This window comes from Amycolatopsis sp. NPDC058340, from assembly GCF_042723975.1.
In the GTDB taxonomy this organism is placed as follows: domain Bacteria; phylum Actinomycetota; class Actinomycetes; order Mycobacteriales; family Pseudonocardiaceae; genus Amycolatopsis.
Map to the genome: position 1 here is coordinate 1 of NZ_JBHXIB010000086.1, position 20024 is coordinate 20024.

Annotated in this window: 18 protein-coding genes; 14 read left to right on the forward strand and 4 right to left on the reverse strand. The window is 69.9% G+C overall.

What is annotated here, in order from left to right; all coding sequences use genetic code 11:
- Window positions 1-183: 183 nt before the first annotated feature.
- Both ACFWIW_RS41080 and ACFWIW_RS41085 read right to left on the reverse strand, forming a co-directional pair.
- Complete coding sequence (locus ACFWIW_RS41080; protein WP_378373436.1) at window positions 184-534, reverse strand: MmcQ/YjbR family DNA-binding protein; 351 nt, start codon at window positions 532-534, stop codon at window positions 184-186.
- Window positions 518-1210 carry a hypothetical protein gene (locus tag ACFWIW_RS41085; protein ID WP_378373437.1) on the reverse strand — a complete coding sequence of 231 codons (693 nt, stop codon included), beginning with the start codon at window positions 1208-1210 and terminating at the stop codon, window positions 518-520. Before ACFWIW_RS41085 ends, ACFWIW_RS41080 begins: the two co-directional genes overlap by 17 nt.
- 187 nt (window positions 1211-1397) lie before the next feature.
- Here ACFWIW_RS41085 and ACFWIW_RS41090 point away from each other — a divergent pair, with 187 nt between their 5' ends.
- From ACFWIW_RS41090 to ACFWIW_RS41125, 8 genes are all read left to right on the forward strand, one after another.
- Window positions 1398-2855, forward strand: a complete 1458-nt coding sequence (locus ACFWIW_RS41090; protein ID WP_378373438.1) for an NB-ARC domain-containing protein — start codon at window positions 1398-1400, stop codon at window positions 2853-2855.
- An 87-nt stretch (window positions 2856-2942) separates the two neighbouring features.
- Complete coding sequence (locus ACFWIW_RS41095) at window positions 2943-4511, forward strand: carbamoyltransferase C-terminal domain-containing protein (protein ID WP_378373439.1); 1569 nt, start codon at window positions 2943-2945, stop codon at window positions 4509-4511.
- Window positions 4512-4614: 103 nt separating this feature from the next.
- Entirely contained in the window at window positions 4615-5772 is a 1158-nt protein-coding gene (locus ACFWIW_RS41100) for an NAD(P)/FAD-dependent oxidoreductase (protein ID WP_378373440.1), read from the forward strand.
- Window positions 5769-7022 (forward strand): ATP-grasp domain-containing protein, encoded by a 1254-nt coding sequence (locus tag ACFWIW_RS41105; protein WP_378373441.1) that lies wholly within the window; start codon window positions 5769-5771, stop codon window positions 7020-7022. The genes ACFWIW_RS41100 and ACFWIW_RS41105 overlap by 4 nt, the downstream gene beginning before the upstream one ends.
- A 24-nt stretch (window positions 7023-7046) precedes the next feature.
- Window positions 7047-7868 carry a dimethylargininase gene (gene ddaH, locus ACFWIW_RS41110; RefSeq protein WP_378373442.1) on the forward strand — a complete coding sequence of 274 codons (822 nt, stop codon included), beginning with the start codon at window positions 7047-7049 and terminating at the stop codon, window positions 7866-7868.
- Window positions 7869-9278 (forward strand): cation:proton antiporter, encoded by a 1410-nt coding sequence (locus ACFWIW_RS41115; protein WP_378373443.1) that lies wholly within the window; start codon window positions 7869-7871, stop codon window positions 9276-9278.
- Window positions 9275-10285: a TauD/TfdA family dioxygenase gene (locus tag ACFWIW_RS41120; RefSeq protein WP_378373444.1), complete on the forward strand. Its 1011-nt coding sequence runs from the start codon at window positions 9275-9277 to the stop codon at window positions 10283-10285. Before ACFWIW_RS41115 ends, ACFWIW_RS41120 begins: the two co-directional genes overlap by 4 nt.
- 413 nt (window positions 10286-10698) lie before the next feature.
- Window positions 10699-11553 (forward strand): SDR family oxidoreductase, encoded by an 855-nt coding sequence (locus tag ACFWIW_RS41125; RefSeq protein ID WP_037344327.1) that lies wholly within the window; start codon window positions 10699-10701, stop codon window positions 11551-11553.
- Here ACFWIW_RS41125 and ACFWIW_RS41130 read toward each other — a convergent pair.
- Window positions 11516-12541: a glycosyltransferase family 9 protein gene (locus ACFWIW_RS41130; protein ID WP_378373445.1), complete on the reverse strand. Its 1026-nt coding sequence runs from the start codon at window positions 12539-12541 to the stop codon at window positions 11516-11518. The genes ACFWIW_RS41125 and ACFWIW_RS41130 overlap by 38 nt on opposite strands.
- Complete coding sequence (locus ACFWIW_RS41135) at window positions 12538-14025, reverse strand: HAD-IIIA family hydrolase (protein WP_378373446.1); 1488 nt, start codon at window positions 14023-14025, stop codon at window positions 12538-12540. The genes ACFWIW_RS41130 and ACFWIW_RS41135 overlap by 4 nt, the downstream gene beginning before the upstream one ends.
- 109 nt (window positions 14026-14134) lie before the next feature.
- On the opposite strand from ACFWIW_RS41135, the gene ACFWIW_RS41140 reads away from it, so the two are divergent.
- Genes ACFWIW_RS41140 through ACFWIW_RS41165 form a run of 6 tightly spaced genes read left to right on the forward strand, consistent with a single transcriptional unit; the run spans window position 14135 to window position 19822 of the window.
- Window positions 14135-15499, forward strand: coding sequence for an aldehyde dehydrogenase family protein (locus ACFWIW_RS41140; RefSeq protein ID WP_378373447.1), 1365 nt, complete (start codon window positions 14135-14137; stop codon window positions 15497-15499).
- A complete protein-coding gene (locus tag ACFWIW_RS41145) occupies window positions 15499-16536 on the forward strand; it encodes an aromatic acid exporter family protein (RefSeq protein WP_378373448.1) in 1038 nt (345 codons plus the stop codon). The genes ACFWIW_RS41140 and ACFWIW_RS41145 overlap by 1 nt, the downstream gene beginning before the upstream one ends.
- A 28-nt stretch (window positions 16537-16564) precedes the next feature.
- Window positions 16565-17614, forward strand: coding sequence for an NAD-dependent epimerase/dehydratase family protein (locus ACFWIW_RS41150; protein ID WP_378373449.1), 1050 nt, complete (start codon window positions 16565-16567; stop codon window positions 17612-17614).
- The gene (locus tag ACFWIW_RS41155) at window positions 17611-18420 is read left to right on the forward strand and encodes a nucleotidyltransferase family protein (protein WP_378373450.1); all 810 of its coding nucleotides are present in this window, start codon (window positions 17611-17613) and stop codon (window positions 18418-18420) included. Before ACFWIW_RS41150 ends, ACFWIW_RS41155 begins: the two co-directional genes overlap by 4 nt.
- Window positions 18417-19154, forward strand: a complete 738-nt coding sequence (locus ACFWIW_RS41160) for a metallophosphoesterase (protein WP_378373451.1) — start codon at window positions 18417-18419, stop codon at window positions 19152-19154. The genes ACFWIW_RS41155 and ACFWIW_RS41160 overlap by 4 nt, the downstream gene beginning before the upstream one ends.
- The gene (locus ACFWIW_RS41165; protein WP_378373452.1) at window positions 19151-19822 is read left to right on the forward strand and encodes a phosphate uptake regulator PhoU; all 672 of its coding nucleotides are present in this window, start codon (window positions 19151-19153) and stop codon (window positions 19820-19822) included. Before ACFWIW_RS41160 ends, ACFWIW_RS41165 begins: the two co-directional genes overlap by 4 nt.
- The last annotated feature ends 202 nt before the right edge of the window (window positions 19823-20024 follow it).

Below are 20024 nucleotides of genomic sequence, written 5' to 3' on the forward strand. Positions count from 1 at the left end.
GGGTGCCGTCCGGGTCCGGCAAGCAGTGAGGGCCTCCTTGCCTACCTTCAGGGTAGGGAAGGAGGCCCTCACGGACCTGGCTCCGGCGGCACCGGATTTCTACCGGCGTTCGCCCGAAAGGGAATTCACGGGACCGAAAAGGGCAATCGGGAGGGCTGAACGGCGCACGCCGAAAGGAGCGGTTCAGCTCGGATTCTTTTCCAGGTATTCCGCCCAGACCTTCTTCGGGACGCACATTCGCCACGAGTCGACGATCAACTCTCGTAACTCTTCGTAATCGAGCGCGGACAGCCGGGCGCGGACCCACTGATAGCGCATATCGGACTGAATCGGCATCATGAACTTGTCCGGCTCGCCCGCCACCAGCGCTTCCCGCTCTTCTTTGGGATAGCCGAATCCCATCACGGTTTCGTCGGGAGAGAGCGAAAGGAAGACGATTCGCCCCACGCGGAACTTCGCCCGGTCCCGGACCAGCGCCTCATAGGCGCGGGGGAGTCCCGAAACGATCTCTCTGACGTCATCCCCGGTTACCATTTTTCCACCATTCTCCGCTGTCTGTTCCCCAGTCACCCTTGGCGCCCATGGTGAAGGCGACGTAAAGGTATTCGTCGAGGATCTTCGCCAGTGACACGGGCCTGCCCATCAGGGCGGGGATCCCCGCCCCGCCGTCTCCCGCCTCCGCGATCACCGCGGTGGCCCACGCGCGGCCGAGCCGCAGATGTCTCCCGAACGCGGCGCCGTCACGCGCGCCGTGGACGGCGGCCGCGATGGCGGCGTCCCACGGCATGATCGTGTTGGGCCGCAACGCATACAGTGCCTTGGCCGCGGCGGTCGGGCCCAGCGTACGCCTGATCCGTCCCGCCGAGACGACGACACCCGCGAGGTCCGCGTACGCCTTCGCGGCGGTGTCGATCCCCTCGTCCGTCAGGTCGGCGAGATCGGCGGTGGGCAGGGTGGTGCCCCAGGTCTCCCACCAGGCCAGGATCCCTTCGTCGAAGGGGGCGGGTTCGCCTTCCCGCGGGTACCGGATTCGGCATCCCCACGAGTTGAGCCAGCGAAGAAGAATTGTGCGATGTGCGGGCTGTGACAGGTCGATCGCGGACCGCGTTTCTTCTACGAGTCGAAGCCACGAGGCGTCCGGATTCGCGAAGCCGTTGAACACTTCGGCGGTCCGCCGGAGTTCGGCGAGTGGCGGCAGGGGGTCAGACATGGGCGAACCCTATCCGGTGCCACCAAGGGGGTGAATTTCCGCGTCCAACTATTGGACTTTGTACATTGAGTCACCTATTTGTATCTGCTGCATGGTTCATTGGTCCTTTAGGGTTGTGGCCAGGAAGGCTGCAGGGATGACGGTCACGCAGTGCGATTGCGTTACCCCATCCAGGGGAGGAGAAGGCATGGGCAGACCCGAGCGACCGTTGGACGGCTCCACTGGTCCGATCGCCGCATTCGCTCACGATCTGCGCGTTTTGAGGAACCGGGCGGGAAACCCGAGTTACCGGGAACTCGCCAGGACGGCACTGTTCGCACCTTCCGTGCTGTCCAGCGCGGCCAGCGGCCACCGGCTGCCCACGCTCGCCGTGACGCTGGCGTTCGTCTCCGCGTGCGGTGGGGACCGCGCGGCGTGGGAACGGCGCTGGCGGAGCGTGGCCGGGCAGGCCGGGGGCGGCGGCGAGGAACGCGCGCCCGTGCCACCGCCGGCCGAAGCGCCGCCGGATGGCGTGCACGCGTTGGCATCCGGCGTCATCCGCCTCGCCCGTCCGGCCCAGCTGCCGATGGGATCGAGGACTTTCGTCGGCAGGGAAGGGGATCTGGCCGGCGCCGCGGAGATGATCGGGGCGAGCGGACCGGTCAAGGTGCCGTTGCTCGTCAGTGGCCCGATCGGCGTGGGGAAGACGGCTTTCGCCTTGCGGCTGGCGGAAGAGGTGGCGGCGGACTTCCCGGACGGGCAGCTCTACGCCGATCTGGGTGGCAGCGGGGCCGGTGGCCGCTCGGCCAACGGGATCGTGCGCGGATTCCTGCGCGCGCTCGGCGTGCCGGCGCATCTCGTGCCGGACGACCCGATGCAGCGGATCGGGCTGTACCGATCCCTGCTGGCGGAACGCAGGTTGTTCGTGCTCCTGGCGGGGGTCAGGGACGAGGGGCAGGTGCGGCCATTGCTCGGCCAGGCCCCGCACAGCCAGGTCGTGCTCACCAGCCGCGCGCGGCTGCTCGGGCTGGAGGACACGAACCGTGTCGAGCTGGATACGTTTTCCCGCAAGGAATCCATGGCCTTGATCGGCCGGATCGCCGGACCGGCCCGGGTGCGGGCGGAGCACGACGCCACCGACATGATCGCCGAACTGTGCGGCGATCTTCCGCTGGCGGTCAACATCGTCGGCCGTAAGATCGCCGCCCGCCCGGAATGGGCGATCGCGTACACGGCGGGCCAGCTCGCCGATCGCGAACGGCTGATGGACAGCCTCTGTGTCGGTGACGTCAACGTGCGGGACCGGTATACCGCGGCCTACGAACAACTTTCGCCCAACGAACGGGAGGCCATCCACCACTTCGGGCAGAGCGGGGCGGGCTGGACGACGTCGATCGGTGTCGCCGCGGCGATGGGCATCATGATCGAGACCGCCGACGAGCTCCTCGAGTCCGTGGTGGACGCCGGGCTTCTCCAGCGCGCCAACGTCGCCGGCCGGTACGCGGTCTCCCGGTTGGTCAGCGCGTTCGCCTCCGAACGGCAGCGAGAACCGGGCCCGTTCGCCGCCGCCGTCCCGATGGCCGGGCACCGGGCACGGAAGAACGCGTTCGAATCGCTGCGCCACGAGGCCGTGCGCACCCTGCCGGGCGGCTCGTCCGAAGGTTGATTGTTCTCCCCGCGCGGCGCTTCCGGTCAACGGGCCGCGCGGCTTGAATGAGTCGACGAATGAAGGCGAGCGAAATTCGGTGACACAATGCTGATTCTGTCGATGAAGGAGGGCCACGATGGCGGGATCGTGGCGATCGAGGACGGCAAGCTGCTGTTCGCGCTGGAGTCGGAAAAGGACAACTACCCGCGCTACGACCGGATCACCGGCGAGCTGATGGCGCGCGCGGCGGGCATGCTGGACAGGCAGCCCGACGTGGTCGCGCTCGGCGGCTGGGTCAAGGGGGAGTTCTCGGTGGAACCGCCGTCCCGCACCGGATACTTCGGTGTCGGCGAGGGCGCGATCTCCGACGAGGCGGGCAAGTTCTTCGGCAAGGACGTGCGATACTTCTCCTCCACCCACGAGCGCTCGCATATCTACACCTCCCTCGGGATGGCCCCCGCGGCACCCGGCCAGGCGTACTACTCCCTGGTGTGGGAAGGGAACATCGGTGACTTCTACCGGATCGACGAGCGCGGCGAGGCGACCCACCTGCAGCACGTCCTGACCGACCCCGGCGCGAAGTACGCGTATCTCTTCGCGCTGGCGGACCCGGGTTTCCCGCTGGGCAAGGGGAAGTTCCGGTTCAACGACGCCGGCAAGCAGATGGCGCTGACCGGGTTCGCCGAGCCGGGCCCGCTCACGCCGGACGAGCAGAAGACCATCGACTTCATCCTCGACCGCGACGGCATCATCCTCGGTCTGTCCAAAGAGGAGATGTCCTGGTCCCATCTGTACAACGCCGGGGTGTGGTCGCAGGAATACCGCAACGCGGCGGCGAAACACTCGCAGGCGATCTTCGACCGGTTCTACGACTACGCGGAGAAGAACCTGACCGAAGGCCTGCCGTTGCTGATCTCGGGCGGCTGCGGCCTGAACTGCGACTGGAACCGGTTGTGGCGGGAGAGCGGCTTGTTCTCCTCGGTGTTCGTGCCGCCGTGCCCCAACGACAGCGGTTCCGCGCTGGGCACGGCCATCGACGCGCAATGGTTCTACACCGGACAGGCGACCATCGAGTGGGACGTCTACGCGGGGGAGAACTTCGTCGAGGACGTCGTCCCGGATCCCGCGAAGTACGAGACGCGGCCGCTCGTGGCGAGTGAGGTCGCGAAGTACCTCAAGGACGGCAACATCATCGGCTGGGCACGCGGCCGGTACGAGATGGGCCCGCGGGCGCTGGGCAACCGGTCGATCCTCGCCGCGCCGTTCACCGTGGACACCACCGTGCGGCTCAACAAGATCAAGCGCCGCGAGGACTACCGCCCGATCGCCCCGATCGCGCTGGAATCCGACGCCCCCAAATGGTTCGTCGGCTCGGTGCAGGATCCGTACATGCTGTACTTCAACCACGTCACCTCCGACGAGCTGAAGGCCATCACGCACGTCGACGGGACCGCGCGCACCCAGACGGTGACGCGGGAACGCAACGCCGGCATCACCGACCTGCTCGAGGCGTTCCGCGAGCAGACCGGGTTCAGCGTGCTGTGCAACACCTCGCTGAACAACAACGGGCGCGGTTTCCTCAACCGCACCAGCGATCTCATCGAGTACGGGGAGACGTACGGCCTCGACGGCTACGTCATCAACGACACGTTCGTGACCCCGCGCGCCTCCTGAAATCCTTGCCCAACGGGGGTAAGGCCCGGATGCCGCCGTCCCAGCAGTGGCATCCGGGTACCTCGTGGTGCCCGAACGAACTTTCGCCCGGAGGGGGAAGACCATGCGAGTCGTGCTCGCGGGCGGCGGCGTCATCGCGCTGCTGACGGCGCTGGAATGCGTGTCGGCCGGGCACCGAGTGGTGCTCGCCGACCAGGCGGACATCCCGTTCTCCGGCGCGACCTCGTTCGACCGGCACCGCGTGCTGCGCGCGTTGCATCCCGGCGACCCCGCGGCCACGGCCGCCGCGGTCTCGGCGCATCACGCGTGGCTCGACCTTGAGCACACGTTGTCCACGTCGTTCTACGAACAGGTCGGCGCGCTCACCGCGATGCCGCCGGACGAGGCGGCGGCCGCGCGGGATCTGCTGTCCACGGCGGGGTCGAAGGCGGAAGTGCTCGGCGCGGGCGAACTCGCCGCGGAGTTCCCGCACGCCGGGTTCGTGCCGGGGACGGGCGCGGTCTTCGAAGCGCACGCGGGGGTCCTGCTCGCCGACCGGGTGCTGACGGCGTGCGCCACCCGCCTGCGGTGGCACGCGAACGCGGAACTCCACCCGCACCGCAAGGTGATCGGGATCGACGCCGACCGGGCCGAGGTCCGGCTGGCCGACGGCGCGATCCTTCGCGGCGACGCCGTCCTGGTGGCGGCCGGCCCGTGGTCCCGTGAACTGCTGGCCCCCGCGCTGTCCAGGGAACTCGTACTGCACCGGCAGACGATGCTCTACTGCGACGTCCCGCCCGCCGACGCCGCGGCGTGGGCCGCCACCCCGGCGGTCACCTCGCTCGGCGCGGCGGGTGGCGCGTGGCTGGTGCCGCCCGTCGCCGGGACGCCGTTGAAGCTCAGTGCCGCGAGCGCGTGCCGCGTCGTCGACGAGATCGGCGGCGCCACGGTGCCTTCGTGGTGGCGTGAGCACCTGATCGACACGTTCGCCGCGCTGATCCCGGGTTTCCGCCGGGATTGGCTGGTCGACACCCGGGACTGCCACTACCTGGCCCGGCGCTCCACCCTCGGCCCGCTGCTCGCCGTCCTCGGCGACCGGGTCCTGTCCTACGCGGCGTGCGGCGGCTCGTCCTTCAAATTCGCCCCGCTGATCGCCCGGTCCCTCGCCGCGCGTCTGACCGGCGCCGACCCGGCCCGGACCGGACTCGAACCGCTCGACCGGCCGCTCGTGCGAGCGGGCGGTGTCCACCCGATCCGTCCTGCCCTACGAGGTGTGTCGTGAAACTGCTCGCGCTGGAAGCCAGCCAGAACTCCTACTACTACCTGCCCCGGTACCAGCAGATCGAGGATTTCGGCGGGGTGCTGTACGTGCTCAACGGCGTCGGCACCGAGGATCTCTGGCCGTCCGAGCGCTACCGGATCGCCGGCAGCAACCACATCGACGACCTGATCCGGCACGCGAAGGCCTGGCACGCGGAAGAATCCTTCGACGGCGTGCTCACCTTCTCCGAGTCCGGTGTCGTCCTGGTCGCCGCGGTCGCCGAGGCGCTCGGCCTGCCCGGGATCGGCGTGGACGCGGCGCGGACCAGCCGGAACAAGCTGATCATGCGGCAGGCACACGAAAAGGGCGGCGCCGCGCATCCGGACTACCGGTTCGTCGAAGACCTCGACGCGGCTCTTCAAGCGGCCGAGGACTTCGGCTATCCGGTGATCCTCAAACCGACCCTCGGCGCGGCCAGCAACTTCGTCTTCCGGGTCGACGACGAGGAGAAGATGCGGGAACGCTACGCGCAGGCACGCGAAGGCATCGACGGGATGTCCTGGTACAACATGGAGGCCGAAGGGCTGGACCTCGGTCCGCACGGCCTGCTCGTCGAGTCCTTTCTGGACGGTCACGAACATCTCATCGAAGCGGTCGCCTGGGACGACGAGGTCTACCTCGGTTCCATTGTGGACAGAGTCACCTCGGAGGGGGAGACCTTCGACGACGACGTGCACCACGCGCCCACTTCGCTCACCGCGGAGCAGGTGGCCGAGGTGCACGCGGTGGTGGCCGCCGGCGTGCGAGCGCAGGGCCTCACCCGCGGCGCGCTGCACGCCGAAGTCCGTTTCCACCAGGGCAAACCGTTCCTGCTGGAGATCGCCGTGCGGCCGGGCGGCGGCGGACTCGACCATATGGCACGGCTTTCGGCCGGCTACGACCCGATCCGGGGGCTCATGGACGTCTCCCGCGGTGTCCGGCCGGAAGTCCACCATTTCAGCCCGACCGGGCTGCACACCGCCGCGATGTGCCTGATCTGCCCCGGCGGGGTGATCGCCTCGATCGACGTCCCGCCCGCGGTGAACGAATCGGAAGCCTTGTACTACCTCAAGATCTTCGCCAAACCGGGTGACCTGATCAAGCGCCCGCCGCTCGGCAACAACATCTTCGGCGGCATCGGCGCACTCGGCGCGACCTTCGACGAAGCCATGCGCAACGCGAACGACCTGGCCGGGAAGATCGAGGTCAAACTGAGTGAAACCCAGAAATAGCCCCGTATTCCGCTTGGAGGAAGCGTGTCACGGACTGCCACCCAACGGCACTACCTGATGGTCAGACCGACGTATTTCGACGTCGAGTACTCGATCAACCCCTGGATGGACCCGAAGAAACCGACGGACACCGAGCTGGCCATCGCGCAGTGGGAGTGGCTGCGTGATCTGTACGGCGACCTGGGGCATCGCGTCGAGCTGCTCGATCCGCTGCCCGGCCTGCCCGACATGGTGTTCGCGGCCAACGGCGCCACCGTGGTCGACGGGCAGGTGCTCGTGGCGCGGTTCCACCACGTGCAGCGGGCAGGGGAGTCCGACGCGTACCTCAAGTGGTTCCGCGACAACGGATACCGCTACGTGCGGCAGGCGCAGTGGGTCAACGAGGGGGAAGGCGACTATCTCGTCGCCGGGAAGACGATCCTCGCGGGCACCGGGTTCCGCACGAACCCGGAGGCGCACAACGAATCCCGCGAGTTCTTCGGCCGTCCGGTGACCAAGCTGACGCTGATCGACCCGCGGTACTACCACCTCGACACGGCACTCGCCGTCCTCGACGAGGACACGGTCATGTACTACCCGGGGGCGTTCTCCGAGGACAGCCGTCTGCTGCTGAAGGAGCTTTACCCCGACGCGATCCTGGCTTCCGAGGCCGACGCGTCCGTGTTCGGCCTCAACGCCGTCTCAGACGGCAAGCACGTCGTGCTCCCGCAGGCGGCCACCGAGCTGACCGCGCAACTGCGGGAACACGGCTTCGAACCGATCGGCGCCGACCTGTCCGAATTGCTCAAGGCGGGCGGCAGCGTCAAATGCTGCACGCTGGAACTGCGTGCCGCTCAAGGAGACTAGATGGAATCGGCTGTACAGGAGCGAAGCGGGCGTACCGCGCTGCGCCGGATCCTCGTCGGGGCCGCGTTGATCGCGGTTCCGGTGGCGGTCGTCGTCGTGGTGCTCGGTCTCGGGTCGGCCTACGCGCCTGTCGCGAGCGCGGGGGCCAAGGCGGCGGGCGGCGGACCCGACACCTACGCTCGTCTGCTGGTCGCGCTTCCGGTGATCCTGGGCGCCTGCCATCTGGCGGGTGTCCTGGCCCGGCGGCTCGGCCAGCCCGCGGTGATCGGCGAGATCGTCGCCGGCATCCTCCTGGGGCCGTCGCTGTTCGGGATCGTCTGGCCCGGCGCGTTCGGCTGGCTGTTCCCGGGTGGCGTGGTCTCGGCGATCAACATCCTGTCGCAGCTGGGTTTGATCTTCTTCATGTACCTGGTGGGTTCCGAGATCGACCTGGACGCGGTGCGGCGGCGCGGGTTCACCGCCGTGACCGTCAGCCAGGTCAGCATCGCGCTGCCGATGGTCTGCGGCATCGTGCTCGCGCTCGGCATGTACCCGGCCTTCGGCGGTGACGTCGGCTTCCTCGCCTTCGGGTTGTTCATCGCGGTTTCCATGAGCGTGACGGCGTTCCCGGTGCTGGCGCGGATCCTGACGGATCGTGGGCTTTCCAAGACACCGCTGGGCGCGCTCGCGCTCACCTGCGCCGCCGTCGACGACGTCGCCGCCTGGTGCCTGCTGGCCGTGGTGGTCGCCGTCAGCCAGGGCGGGACGCCATCGGAGGTCTTCCTGACTGTCGGGCTCACCTTGGTGTTCGTCGTGGCGATGATCTACGTCGTCCGGCCACTGCTGGCCAAGGTGCTCGCGCGCGTGCCGGAATCCGCGGTCCTCGCGATCCTGCTCGGCGGGATCATGCTGTCGGCGCTGGCCACCAACGAGATCGGCATCCACGCGATCTTCGGAGCCTTCCTCTTCGGGGTGATCGCGCCGCGGAAGGATCCGGTCGTCGCCCGCGCCGCCGGGAAGCTCGGCAGCGTGACCCTGACGTTGCTGCTGCCGCTGTTCTTCGCCTACACCGGGCTGCACACCGAGTTCAGCCTGCTCGGCTCCGGATCGCTGTGGCTCTGGACCGTGCTGATCACGGCGGTGGCGGTGTTCGGGAAGTGGGTGGGCAGCACGACCGCGGCGCGGCTGACCGGGGTCGGCTGGCGCGAATCGCTCTCCCTCGGGGCGCTCATGAACTGCCGGGGGCTGACGGAACTGGTGGTGCTCAACGTCGGCCTCCAGCTGAAGGTGATCAGCCCGGCGGTGTTCGCGATGCTCGTGATCATGACGCTGGTGTCGACGATCGCCACCGCCCCCGCGCTCACCCTCATCTCCAGGTTCAAGACGAGACCGCCGGTCCAGCGGCGGCGGAAAGTGGATAGGACACCATGACCAGCAAGGAAACCCTAGTCAGCACCTTCGCCGAGATCGTCCTCGACGACGAGGTCCGGGACACCGTCGGGAGCGACCTGCGATCGTTCCCGAACCCCGTCGACGACATCGACCGTTCGCTGGCGATGCTCCGTGTCACGTTCTCGAAGCTGCCGATCGACCAGCTTCAGACGATCCTGGACTTCGGCAGGCACGTCGACACCCCCGGCGTCGCGCTCGTGCGCAACCTGCCGGTGGATCCGGAACTGCCGGAGACGCCGATCGACGGCGAGCCCAGCAAGGACAAGAAGACGTTCGTCGCCGAGACCGTCCTTTTGGGACTGAGCCAGCTGCTCGGCGAGCCCGTCGGGTTCACCACCGAGAAGAGCGGGCGGCTCGTGCACGACGTCGTGCCGGTGTCGGCCGGGGCGCGGAGCCAGACGAACCAGAGCTCGCACGTGTTCCTGAACTTCCACAACGACATCGTGCACGATGAGGTCGGCCGCTACGACGTGTCCAATCCGGACTTCCTGGTGCTGAACTGCGTCCGCCAGGACGGCAACAAGGAAGCCGTCACCTATTACGCCGACGGCAGGGACATCTCGGCCGCCCTGGACCCGGAGGTGCTCGACGTCCTGCGCCGCCCGCTGTTCCGGCTCAACGCGCCCGGCAGCTACGTGCGCGACGTGGCCAAGGGGGCGGACGTGCTCTCCGACCTCGTGCCGGTGATCTCCGGCCCGGCGGAGTCGCCGGAAGTGGCGGTTTCGGCGAACGGCGTGGTGGGGGAGACCGTCGAGGCGGAACAGGCGCTGGAGGAGCTGCAGCGGGTCTGCCGCGAGGTCGCGCACCAGGTGAAGCTGGAGCCGGGGACGGCGCTGCTGATCAACAACCGGAAGGGCCTGCACGCGCGGTCGCAGTTCTTCGCGCGGCACAACGGGCGGGACCGGTGGTTGCAGCGCACCTACATCCGGCGGAGTCTGTGGACGATCCGGTACCGGGGGGTTGCCGGGGATCGGCGGGTGCACTGAGGCTTCGGCTCGCGTGACCGGAGGGACGGCACGCGTGACTGGGCGGACGGCACGCGTGACTGGGCGGACGACACGCGTGATCGGCGGGACGACGCGCGCGGGTCGGGGGTCCGCGGCGTGTCGTCCGTCTGGACACGCGTGCCGTCCCTTCTGACACACGTGCCGTCTCTTCTGACACGCGTGTCGTCCGTCTGGACACGCGTGCCGTCTCTTCCGACACGGGCGCCGTCCCTCCGAGCGCACGAGACCGCGCTTGATCACAGGGGTTGCGAAAGCCACTTTCGCAACCTTCAACGTTGCGAAAGTGGCTTTCGCGACATCTGCGAACCCCGCGCGGCCGCAGAGACCGGGGATGTTCGAGAAAGCGGCCATCCGGGTAACCGTCGCGAAAGCACCCGACGGGAGGGAACCCGATGGCAGAGAAGCTCCGGCCGCCGCAGCAGCAGGAACCGCCGGGAGTGACGTCGAAAATGGACCCGCCGCCTCGTGACTCCATGGAGGATTACGAGGGCCGCGAGCTGCTGGCGGGCAAGCGTGCCTTGATCACCGGCGGCGACTCCGGGATCGGCCGCGCGGTCGCCATCGCCTTCGCGAAAGAAGGCGCCGACGTGGCGATCGCGTATCTCAACGAGCACGAGGACGCGAAGTACACCGAGGAACGCGTCCGCGCCGAAGGGCGCGAGTGCCTCCTCCTACCGGGTGATCTCGCCGAAGCGGCCCAATGCCGCGAGATCGTGGACCGGACGGTGAAGGAGCTCGGCGGGCTGGACATCCTGGTCAACAACGTCGCCACGCAATGGCCGGTCGACTCCCCGGAGGAGCTCACCGACGAGCAGTGGACGCATACCTTCGACGTGAACATCCACAGTTTCTTCCGGGTGACGAACGCCGCGTTGCCGCATCTGGGCGAAGGTTCGGTCATCATCAACACCGGCTCGGTGAACGGCTTGCGGGGCAACAAATCCCTGATCGACTACTCCGCGACCAAGGGAGCCGTGCACGCCTGGACGTACGCGATGGCGCAGGCGCTGGCCGATCGCGGCGTCCGGATCAACTGTGTCGCACCAGGTCCGGTGTGGACACCGCTGATCCCGTCGACGTTCCCGCCGGAGAAGGTGGAGAAGTTCGGCCTCCAGGTCCCGTTCGAGCGCGCCGCTCATCCGGACGACCTCGCGCCGTCGTACGTTTTCCTGGCGTCCAACCGGCTTTCGTCGTACTACAGCGGCGAGGTCATCGCCGCGCTGGGCGGCGAGACCACACCCGGCTGAGGCGCGCCACGGCGTCGGCGACGGCGTCGGGCGCGACACGGTCCAGGCACGGATGGCCGGGCACGGGGCAGACCCGGGCCCGGCTGTCCCGGCACGCCGCGTGCTGGTCGCCGAGCACTTCGGACGGCACGCCGTACGGCGCCCACCGGGCGGCCGGCACGACGGGGGCGAACAGGGAGACCACGGGTGTGCCGACGGCGGCCGCGAGGTGGGCGGGGCCGGTGTTGGGCGCCACCACGACATCCGCCGCGGCGAGCACGGCCGCCAGCTCGGACAGGTTCGTGCGGCCGCCCAGATCGAGCGCGTCTCCGGCGACCCGGCTGGTCAGAGTGCTTTCCGACGGGGAGCCGGTCACGACGACACGGCGTCCGGCTGCCTGCAGTGCCCGCACGATCGCGGCCGAGCGGCCGGCGGACGGTTGCCGGGCCGGGACCGAAGCGGCGGGATGGACGACCACGTAATCCTCGTCGCCGACCAGCTCCTCCACCGGCGGCAGGGGCCAGCGGACGGCGAGACCGCCGTCGTCGCCGGGCGGCAACGAGAAGCCCGCGGCCTCGGCCAGGGAAAGCATCCGCACCGGTTCCGGCGGATCACCGGGCACCCGGTGCCGCAGATCCAGCAGCGATCCGGGGTAGTCCTCGCAGATCGCGCCGATCCAGGGCACGCCCGCCATCCTCAGCAGCAGGGCCAGCGGGAGCGGGGACTGGTGGAACGACGTCAGCACGAACGCCGCGTCGAAGGAGAACCCGCGCAGGCGCCGGACCAGGGCTTCGGTGTCCTCCCGGGTGACCGGCGGCGGCTCGGGGTCGATCCACGGCGCGCACCAGGTGACGACCTCGTCCACGCCGGGCAGCAGTTCGCCCGCCGCGCGGCCACGGGGACCGGTCAGCAGGACCACGCGCCCGGCACCCGCCGCGACCGCGCGGACGCAGGGACCGGCCAGCAGGACGTCGCCGAGGTTGTCCATCCTCGCGACCAGGACGTTCATCGGGCACCCGCGACGGCCAGGTGGACGGCTTCGGCGAGATCGCGGGCGACGGTCGCCCGGCGGCGGGCGCGATCGACCTCCTCCGGCCGGGTCCGCGCGGTCGGGACGAGGATCCCGCGGGCCCCGGCGGCGAGGGCGGCGTCGACGTCGGCACCGGTGTCGCCGATGACCACGCAACGGCGCACGTCCACGCCGAGCGCCTCCGCGGCCTGCCGCACCAGGCCGGGCGCGGGTTTGCGGCAGGCGCAGCCGTCGCCGTCGTCGTGCACGCAGACCTGCCAGGTGCCGAACGGGCCGAGCACCTCTTCGACGCGGGCGTTCACCGCGGCCAGCCGGTCCGGGGTGATCAGGCCCTTCGCCACCCCGGACTGGTTGCTGACCACGCCGACCCTGATCCCCGCCGCGCGGACCGCGTGCAGGAGTTCTCCGGCGCCGGGAACGGGACGCACTCCGCCGGGGTCGTCGAGGTAGGGCACGTCGACGATGAGCGTGTCGTCCCGGTCGAACAGCACGGCCTGCGGCCGCCGCGACAGCCGGTGCCGCAGCTCCCCGCGAAGCCGGTGATAGCAGGCGGCGGGCGGGATGAGCACGCTGGTCAGCAGCATCCGTCCCACCTCGCCGGGAGTGAGCGGTCCCGGGGCGATCCGGCGCGCCGCGAACTCCGCGGTCAGCCCCGCCCACAGCCCGGCCGCCGCCGCGGCGGCCTTACGGCGTCCCAGCGCGAACAGCGCCACCGCGCCGGCCGCGCTCACCGTGGCCACCGCGTGCCGTTCGAGCCGTCCGTGCCCGGCCCCGGTCCGCTGCCGCCAGAGGACACCGTGTTCATGCCGCATGAGCGCGTCGTCGGCGTTGCCCCGCTGGGCGCGCAGGCTGGCCAGCGGGCCCGATCGCTTGGGCGGATGGACGGTGACGCGTTCGCCTCGCGCGATGAGGTGGCCCGCCTTGGCGACCTTCAAGGCCAGATCCGAGTCTTCCCGGTAGGCACGGGGAAAGCGTTCGTCGAAGCCGCCGACCTCGGCGAGCACGGCGCGGCGGTAGGCCATGTCGGCGGTGATCCAGCGGGCCGTCTCCAGCCCGGCCGTCCCGCGTTCGTCGTCGGTCGGGCGGCGGTCCGGCGGCAGCGGTACGACGAGGCGTGCCTGAGACGCGGCCGTCTCCGGTCCGAGGGAGAGCAGGTCTTCGGCGAGTTTCCGCGGCCAGTCCGAGCCGATCAGCACGTCGTCGTCGAGGAAGGCGATCCACTCGGACTTCGCCTGCCGCCAGCCGGCGTTGCGGGCCGCGGCCGGACCGCGCCCGCCGGACCGGACCACTTCGATCTCGGTACTGGACGGGGGAAGCCGCAGTTCGTCGCCGCCCGGCCGGTCGTCGGCGACGACGATCCGCGCGGGCCGGGGCTCCCCGGCGGCTTCGATCCCGGCCAGGAGCGTGTGGAGGTTCTCCCGGCCGGTCGTCGGAATCACGATCGTGTAGTCGAGGTCGGTCACCCTCTTCCGGTACCCGGGTGCCGCGGCGGCAAACTCCGCGCCACCCCGGCGCCGTTTCGGCGAAACGACACCGGGTAACCGGCGGGCGGGAAACTTCGAGGAGGTGCGAATGACGACGGTGGACCGGCCTGCCGTGCTGGAGATCCGCGATCCGGCCGACGACAGTCTCGTCGGCACGGTCAAGGCGGCGACGACGGATGGGGTCGAGACGGCGATCGCCACGGCGAAGCGGCGGGCCCCGGGCTGGGCCGCCACGACGGCGGCCGGACGCGGGATCGCGCTGAAGGACGCGGCCAGGTCGCTCCGGTCGCGAGCGGGCGAACTCGCCGTCCTCATCGAGAGCGAGACCGGCAAACCCCGGGACGAGGCCGAAGAAGGCGTCCTGGCCGGAGCCGGGACCCTGGAGCAGTACGCGGAACTGGGGCCGGTGCACCGCGGCAAATCCCTGTTGGGTGATCCGTCGGCCACCGACCTGATGGTGCCGGAACCCCGGGGCGTGGTCGTCGCGCTGACCCCGTGGAACGATCCCGTCGCCGTGGCTTGCGGGCTGCTGGGCGCGGCACTGGCCACCGGGAACACGGTGGTGCACAAGCCGAGCGAACGCTGCCCGCATACCGGCGCCTGGCTGGGAAACGCGCTGGCGCAGGCGCTTCCCGACGACGTGCTCCAGACTGTGCAGGGCGACGGAAGCGTCGGCGCCGAACTCGCGGCCCATCCGGACGTCGACGTCGTCGCCCATGTCGGCGGCACGGCCGCGGGCCGCTCGATCGCGGCGAGCGCGGCGCGGACCGGCGCCAAGACCTTGCTGGAGAACGGCGGGAACGACCCGCTCGTCGTCGACGCCGGTGTGGACCCGGTCTGGGCGGCCGGGCAGGCGGCGACCGGGGCCTTCGCCAACTCCGGGCAGATCTGTGTCTCGGTCGAACGGATCCATGTGCACCAGGACGTCGCGGACGCCTTCCTCACCGCGCTGGTCGCCGAGGCGGGCCACCGGAAATTGGCCCCGCTCGTCGACCGGCGCCACCGTGAAGGAGTCCACGCCCAGGTCGCGGAGGCGATCGCGCAAGGCGCCGACCCGCTCGCCGGCGGGTTCGTGCCCGACGGTCCCGGTGCGCACTACCCGGCGACCGTCCTCGCCGGATGCACCCCGGGGATGCGGGTCCTGACCGAAGAGACCTTCGGCCCGGTCGCACCGGTGACCGTGGCCGCGGACTTCGACCAGGCACTCGAACAGGCGGCCGCCGGCGAGTACGGCCTCGCGGCCACCGTGCTCACCTCCTCGATGGCCCACGCGCAGCGTGCCTGGCGCGAACTCCCGGCCGGCACCGTGAAGATCAACGACGTCTTCGGTGGCGCTCCCGGCGGTGCCGCCCATCCGCGGGGCGCCAGCGGCAGCGGTTACGGCTACGGGCCGGAACTGCTCGACGAGATGACCCAGACCAAGGTCGTCCACCTGGGTCTCCCGGGTCCGTGATGGGTGTCCGGAAGACCCCGTTCGCCTGGGTTGCCCGTGCGTTCCGGGTGCCGGGGGAAGAACGCCGGAGTCTCGTGCAGACCGCGAAGGCCACGGCCGCGGCCGTGATCGCGTGGATCGTCGCGACGGCGGTCCTGCGGCTGCCCCAGCCCTTCCTGGCGCCGTACGCGGCGGTGTTCCTGGTGCAGGCCACGGTCTACCGGTCCCTGCGCGGCTGGGCACAGCAGGTCGGTGCCGTCAGCGTTGGTGTGCTGCTCGCGGCGGGCGCAGGCCAGCTCATCCCGTCGGTGACGGTGGCGCTCGGGCTGGTCATCTTCATCGGCTTGCTGATCGGTTCGTGGCGGGGGTTCGGCGAATCGGGGGTGTGGGTCGGGATCACCGGCATGCTGCTGATCTCCTACGGCAACGCGACCGAACCCGTCCTGCTCGTGGACAGGCTGCTGGAAACCGCACTGGGGGCGGCGATCGGCGCGGTGCTCAACGCGGTGATCCTGCCGCCGTTGCACGGCGAGCGCCTCCGGGCGGCGACCTCCCGGCTGGCTTCGGCGATCGCCGACGTCCTCGACAGGACCGCGGAGCTGGTTCGCGGCGGCGAGGCGGCCGACGGCCTGGACGACCGCATGGAGGACGTCCGCAGCCTGGTCGCGGAGGCGGAGGACGCGATCGGGTGGACCCGGGAGGGCCGGTACCTGAACCTCCGCGGACGGCGTGAGACCCGCGAGGAACCGTTGGCGAACCTCGTCTCGCTGTGGCACCCGCTCGCCCAGCTGATCGACGCCGTGAGCGAGGCGGCCCGGAGCGGGCAGCCGTTCCGGCATCCCGGCGAACACGCGCGCGGGGTGGTCGGCGATCTGCTCGAAGCACTCGCCGAGGTGGCCCGATCGGGTGATCCGGGCAAACTCGATCGATGCCGCGACCTGGTCGGCGAGATCGACCACCTGCTCGTGACGCCCACGGACGAGGTCGCCACCTCGATCGGGCTGGGGGCGATGGCGCTGCCCGCCCGGCGGCTCGTCCAGCGGCTCCGCGCCGATTAAGGCGAGGCGACGGTGGGTAACCGTACCCATGAGCGGTAAGCGGATCGTGGTCACCGGCGCCACCGGCAACGTCGGGACGGCGGTGGTCCGCGCGCTGGGCGCGGACCCCGAGGTCGGATCGATCGTCGGCGTGGCGAGGCGCCCGAGCCGTTGGGAGAGCCCGAAGACCGAGTTCGTCACCGCCGACGTCGCCCGCGACGACCTTCGCGCCGTGTTCGACGGCGCCGACGTGGTGATCCACCTTGCCTGGCTCTTCCAGCCCACGCACCGGCCCGAGATCACCTGGCGGTCCAATGTGCTGGGTTCGATCCGGGTGTTCGAAACCGCGCAGGAGATGCGGGTGCCGTCGCTGGTGCACGCGTCGTCGATCGGCGCTTACTCGCCGAGGGACGACGACCACCCGGTGACCGAGGAGTGGCCGACCCACGGGTCACCGAAGGCCGCCTACACCCGGGAAAAGGCTTATGTGGAAAGGGTTCTCGAAGCCTTCGACCGGAGCCATCCGCGGCTGCGGGTGGTACGTCTGCGGCCGGGTTTCCTCTTCCAGAAGGCCGCGGCGCCCGAACAGCGCCGGCTGTTCGGCGGCCCGTTCGTCCCGGGCAAGCTCGTGCGGCCGTCGCTGATCCCCGTGCTCCCGGACATCCCGCAGCTGAGGATCCAGACCGCGCACACCGAGGACGTGGCCGACGCCTATCGACGCTGCGCGCTCCAGGACGTCAAGGGAGCCTTCAACATCGCCGCCGATCCGGTGCTGGACACCCGCGCGCTGGCGCGGATCTTCGGCGCCAGGCCGGTGAAGGTCCCGGCGCCGTTCGTCCGGCGAGCGCTGGCCGCGGCCTGGTCGCTGCATCTGATCCCGGCGACGCCAGGGCTTTTCGACGCCGTCCTGCACCTGCCGGTGATGGATTGCACACGTGCCAGGGAGGAGCTGGGCTGGACGCCGCGATACTCGTCGGAGGACGCGATCGAAGCCTTCCTCAAGGGACTGCGGGAAGGCGAAGGACTCCCGACCGAACCGCTGAAACCGGACGTCGGCAGGGGACACGAACTGGCCACCGGGGTGGGGGAGCGACCGTGAACGAGAAGGAGCTGCTGCACACCCTGACCAGGGTCGTGTCCACTTTGGACCGGACGGCCGTGCGGTTCGCCGTCGCGGGCGGCCTCGCCGTCTACGCCCGCGGCGGGCCGCCGTCCGAGCACGACGTCGACCTCTTCCTCAAGGAGGAGGACATCGAGGAAGCGGCGGCGGCGCTGGAAGCGGCGGGGCTGAGACGGGAGCATCCGCCGGAGGACTGGCTCACCAAGGTCTACGACGGCGACTGCCTGGTCGACCTGATCTTCCGGCCCAACCATCGGCCGGTCACCGACGAGATGCTCGACCGCGCTTCACTGATGCGGGTCGGCGCGACCGCCGCGCCCGTGCTCGGCGGGACCGACCTGCTCGTCGACAAGACCCTCGTGCTCAGCGCGCACCGGTGCGATTTCGCGCCGCTGCTGCGGATCGCCCGCGACCTCCGCGAGCAGGTCGACTGGCACCGGGTGGCCGAAGAGACCGCCGAATCGCCGTACGCGTGGTCGTTCCTGACCCTGCTCGCGGCACTGTCCATCATCGACGGAAAGGAGCTTCCGATGCCCGAGGAAGCGCCCCAGTACCTGGTCGCCAGGCTGACCAAGGCGCTGGCGGAAGACCCGAGGACCGCCGAACTCGGCGTGCACGTGACCGTGCGCGGCGACCAGGTCCGGCTCAGCGGTGAGGTCCCGTGCGCCAACCGCAAGGCCGACATCGAGGCGGTCGTCTGCGAGCACATCGCGGCCGAGCTGGTGCACAACGACGTCCGGCTGGCCGACGTCCGGGAGCCGTCGCACGCCGAGGAGATCCGGTGATCCGGGTCGCCGCGGTCGGGGACGTCCACCTCGGGGAGGACAACCGAGGCCTGCTGCGGCCGGCACTGGACAACATCGCCGAACACGCCGACGTGCTGCTGCTCGCGGGCGACCTCACCCGGCACGGCAGCGTCGAAGAGGCCAGGGTGGTGGCCGACGAGTTCGCCGGGCTGGACGTCCCGGTGATCTCGGTCCTCGGCAACCACGACTACCACTCGGACGCGGCCGAAGCGGTCAGCGGGCTGCTGGAGGAAAGCGGGATCACCGTCCTCGAGGGTTCGGCGACCACGGTGGAACTGGAGGGCGGGAAGCTCGGCGTCGCCGGGGTCAAGGGTTTCGGCGGCGGGTTCGCGGGCAAATGCGCGAGCCGGTTCGGCGAACGCGAGATGAAGGACTTCGTCGAGCACACCATGGCGGCGGCCAGGCGGCTGCGCACCGCGCTGGAAGGGCTCGAACACGAGCAGCCCGACGTGACCGTCGCGCTGACCCACTACTCGCCGATCCCCGGCACCCTGCACGGCGAACCGCCGGAGATCCACCCGTTCCTGGGGTCGTATCTGCTGTGCGAGCCGATCGACGACGCCCAGGCGGCCCTCGCCGTGCACGGGCACGCGCACTACGGCAGCGAACAAGGGGTCAGCCCCGGCGGGGTCCCCGTGCGCAACGTCGCCCAGCCGGTGATCCGCGCGGCGTACGCGACCTATGTCCTCGAACCTGCGAAAGTGCTGATATGAGGGAACGATTCCACGGTCAGCTGAGCGTTCTCGGCGAGCTCCTGTCGAGTATGTGCGGCATGGCCTGCGAAGAACTGCACCTGGCGAACCGGGTCTTTCTCGACCGGGACGTCGAAGCCGCCGCCGAGCTGGCGACGGTCGAGGCCAGACTGAACGCGGCGCGGACCCGATGCGAGGAGTCCGCGCAGAAACTGCTCGCCCTGCAGGCGCCGGTCGCGGGCGATCTGCGGACCGTGCTCGCGGCGGTGTACTGCGCCGACCGGCTGGAGCGGATGGGCGATCTCGCCCAGCACATCGCCGAACAGGCCTTGCGAGCGCCGGAATTCGCCGTCCCCGACGCGCTCACCGGACGTTTCGGCGAGATGGCCGGACTCGTCTGCACGATGGCGGAAGACCTCGGCGCCGCGATCGAGGGGCCGACGGCGGAGGTGTTCCACTCGCTGGCCCGCTCCGATCAGCGGGTCGACGCGCTGTACGAGGAGCTGATGACCCTGGTCACCGAGCCGGACTGGGCCGACGGCGTCGCCCCCGCGATCTCGGTGGCGTTGCTGGCGCGGTTCTACGAGCGGTTCGCGGACCAGGTGGTTTCCGTGGCGCGGCGGGTGGATTTCGCGCTCACCGGGGAATTGCCGGAGTCTTCCGTGCGGGATGCGCCTGCCGAGCTCTGAGGTGGCCGGGTTTCGCGAAGTTCCGTGAAGGCCTCCTTGAGGGACCCAGAGTCCCTCAAGGAGGCCTTCACGCGCTGGGCCTCGTGGCTGGAGCAGCGATGCCGCTCGCCAAGGGTTGCGAAACACTCATACGCAAACATCAACGTTGCCAAAGAGGGAGTCCCAAACACACGGGGCGGGGTATTATACAAAAAACAAAACC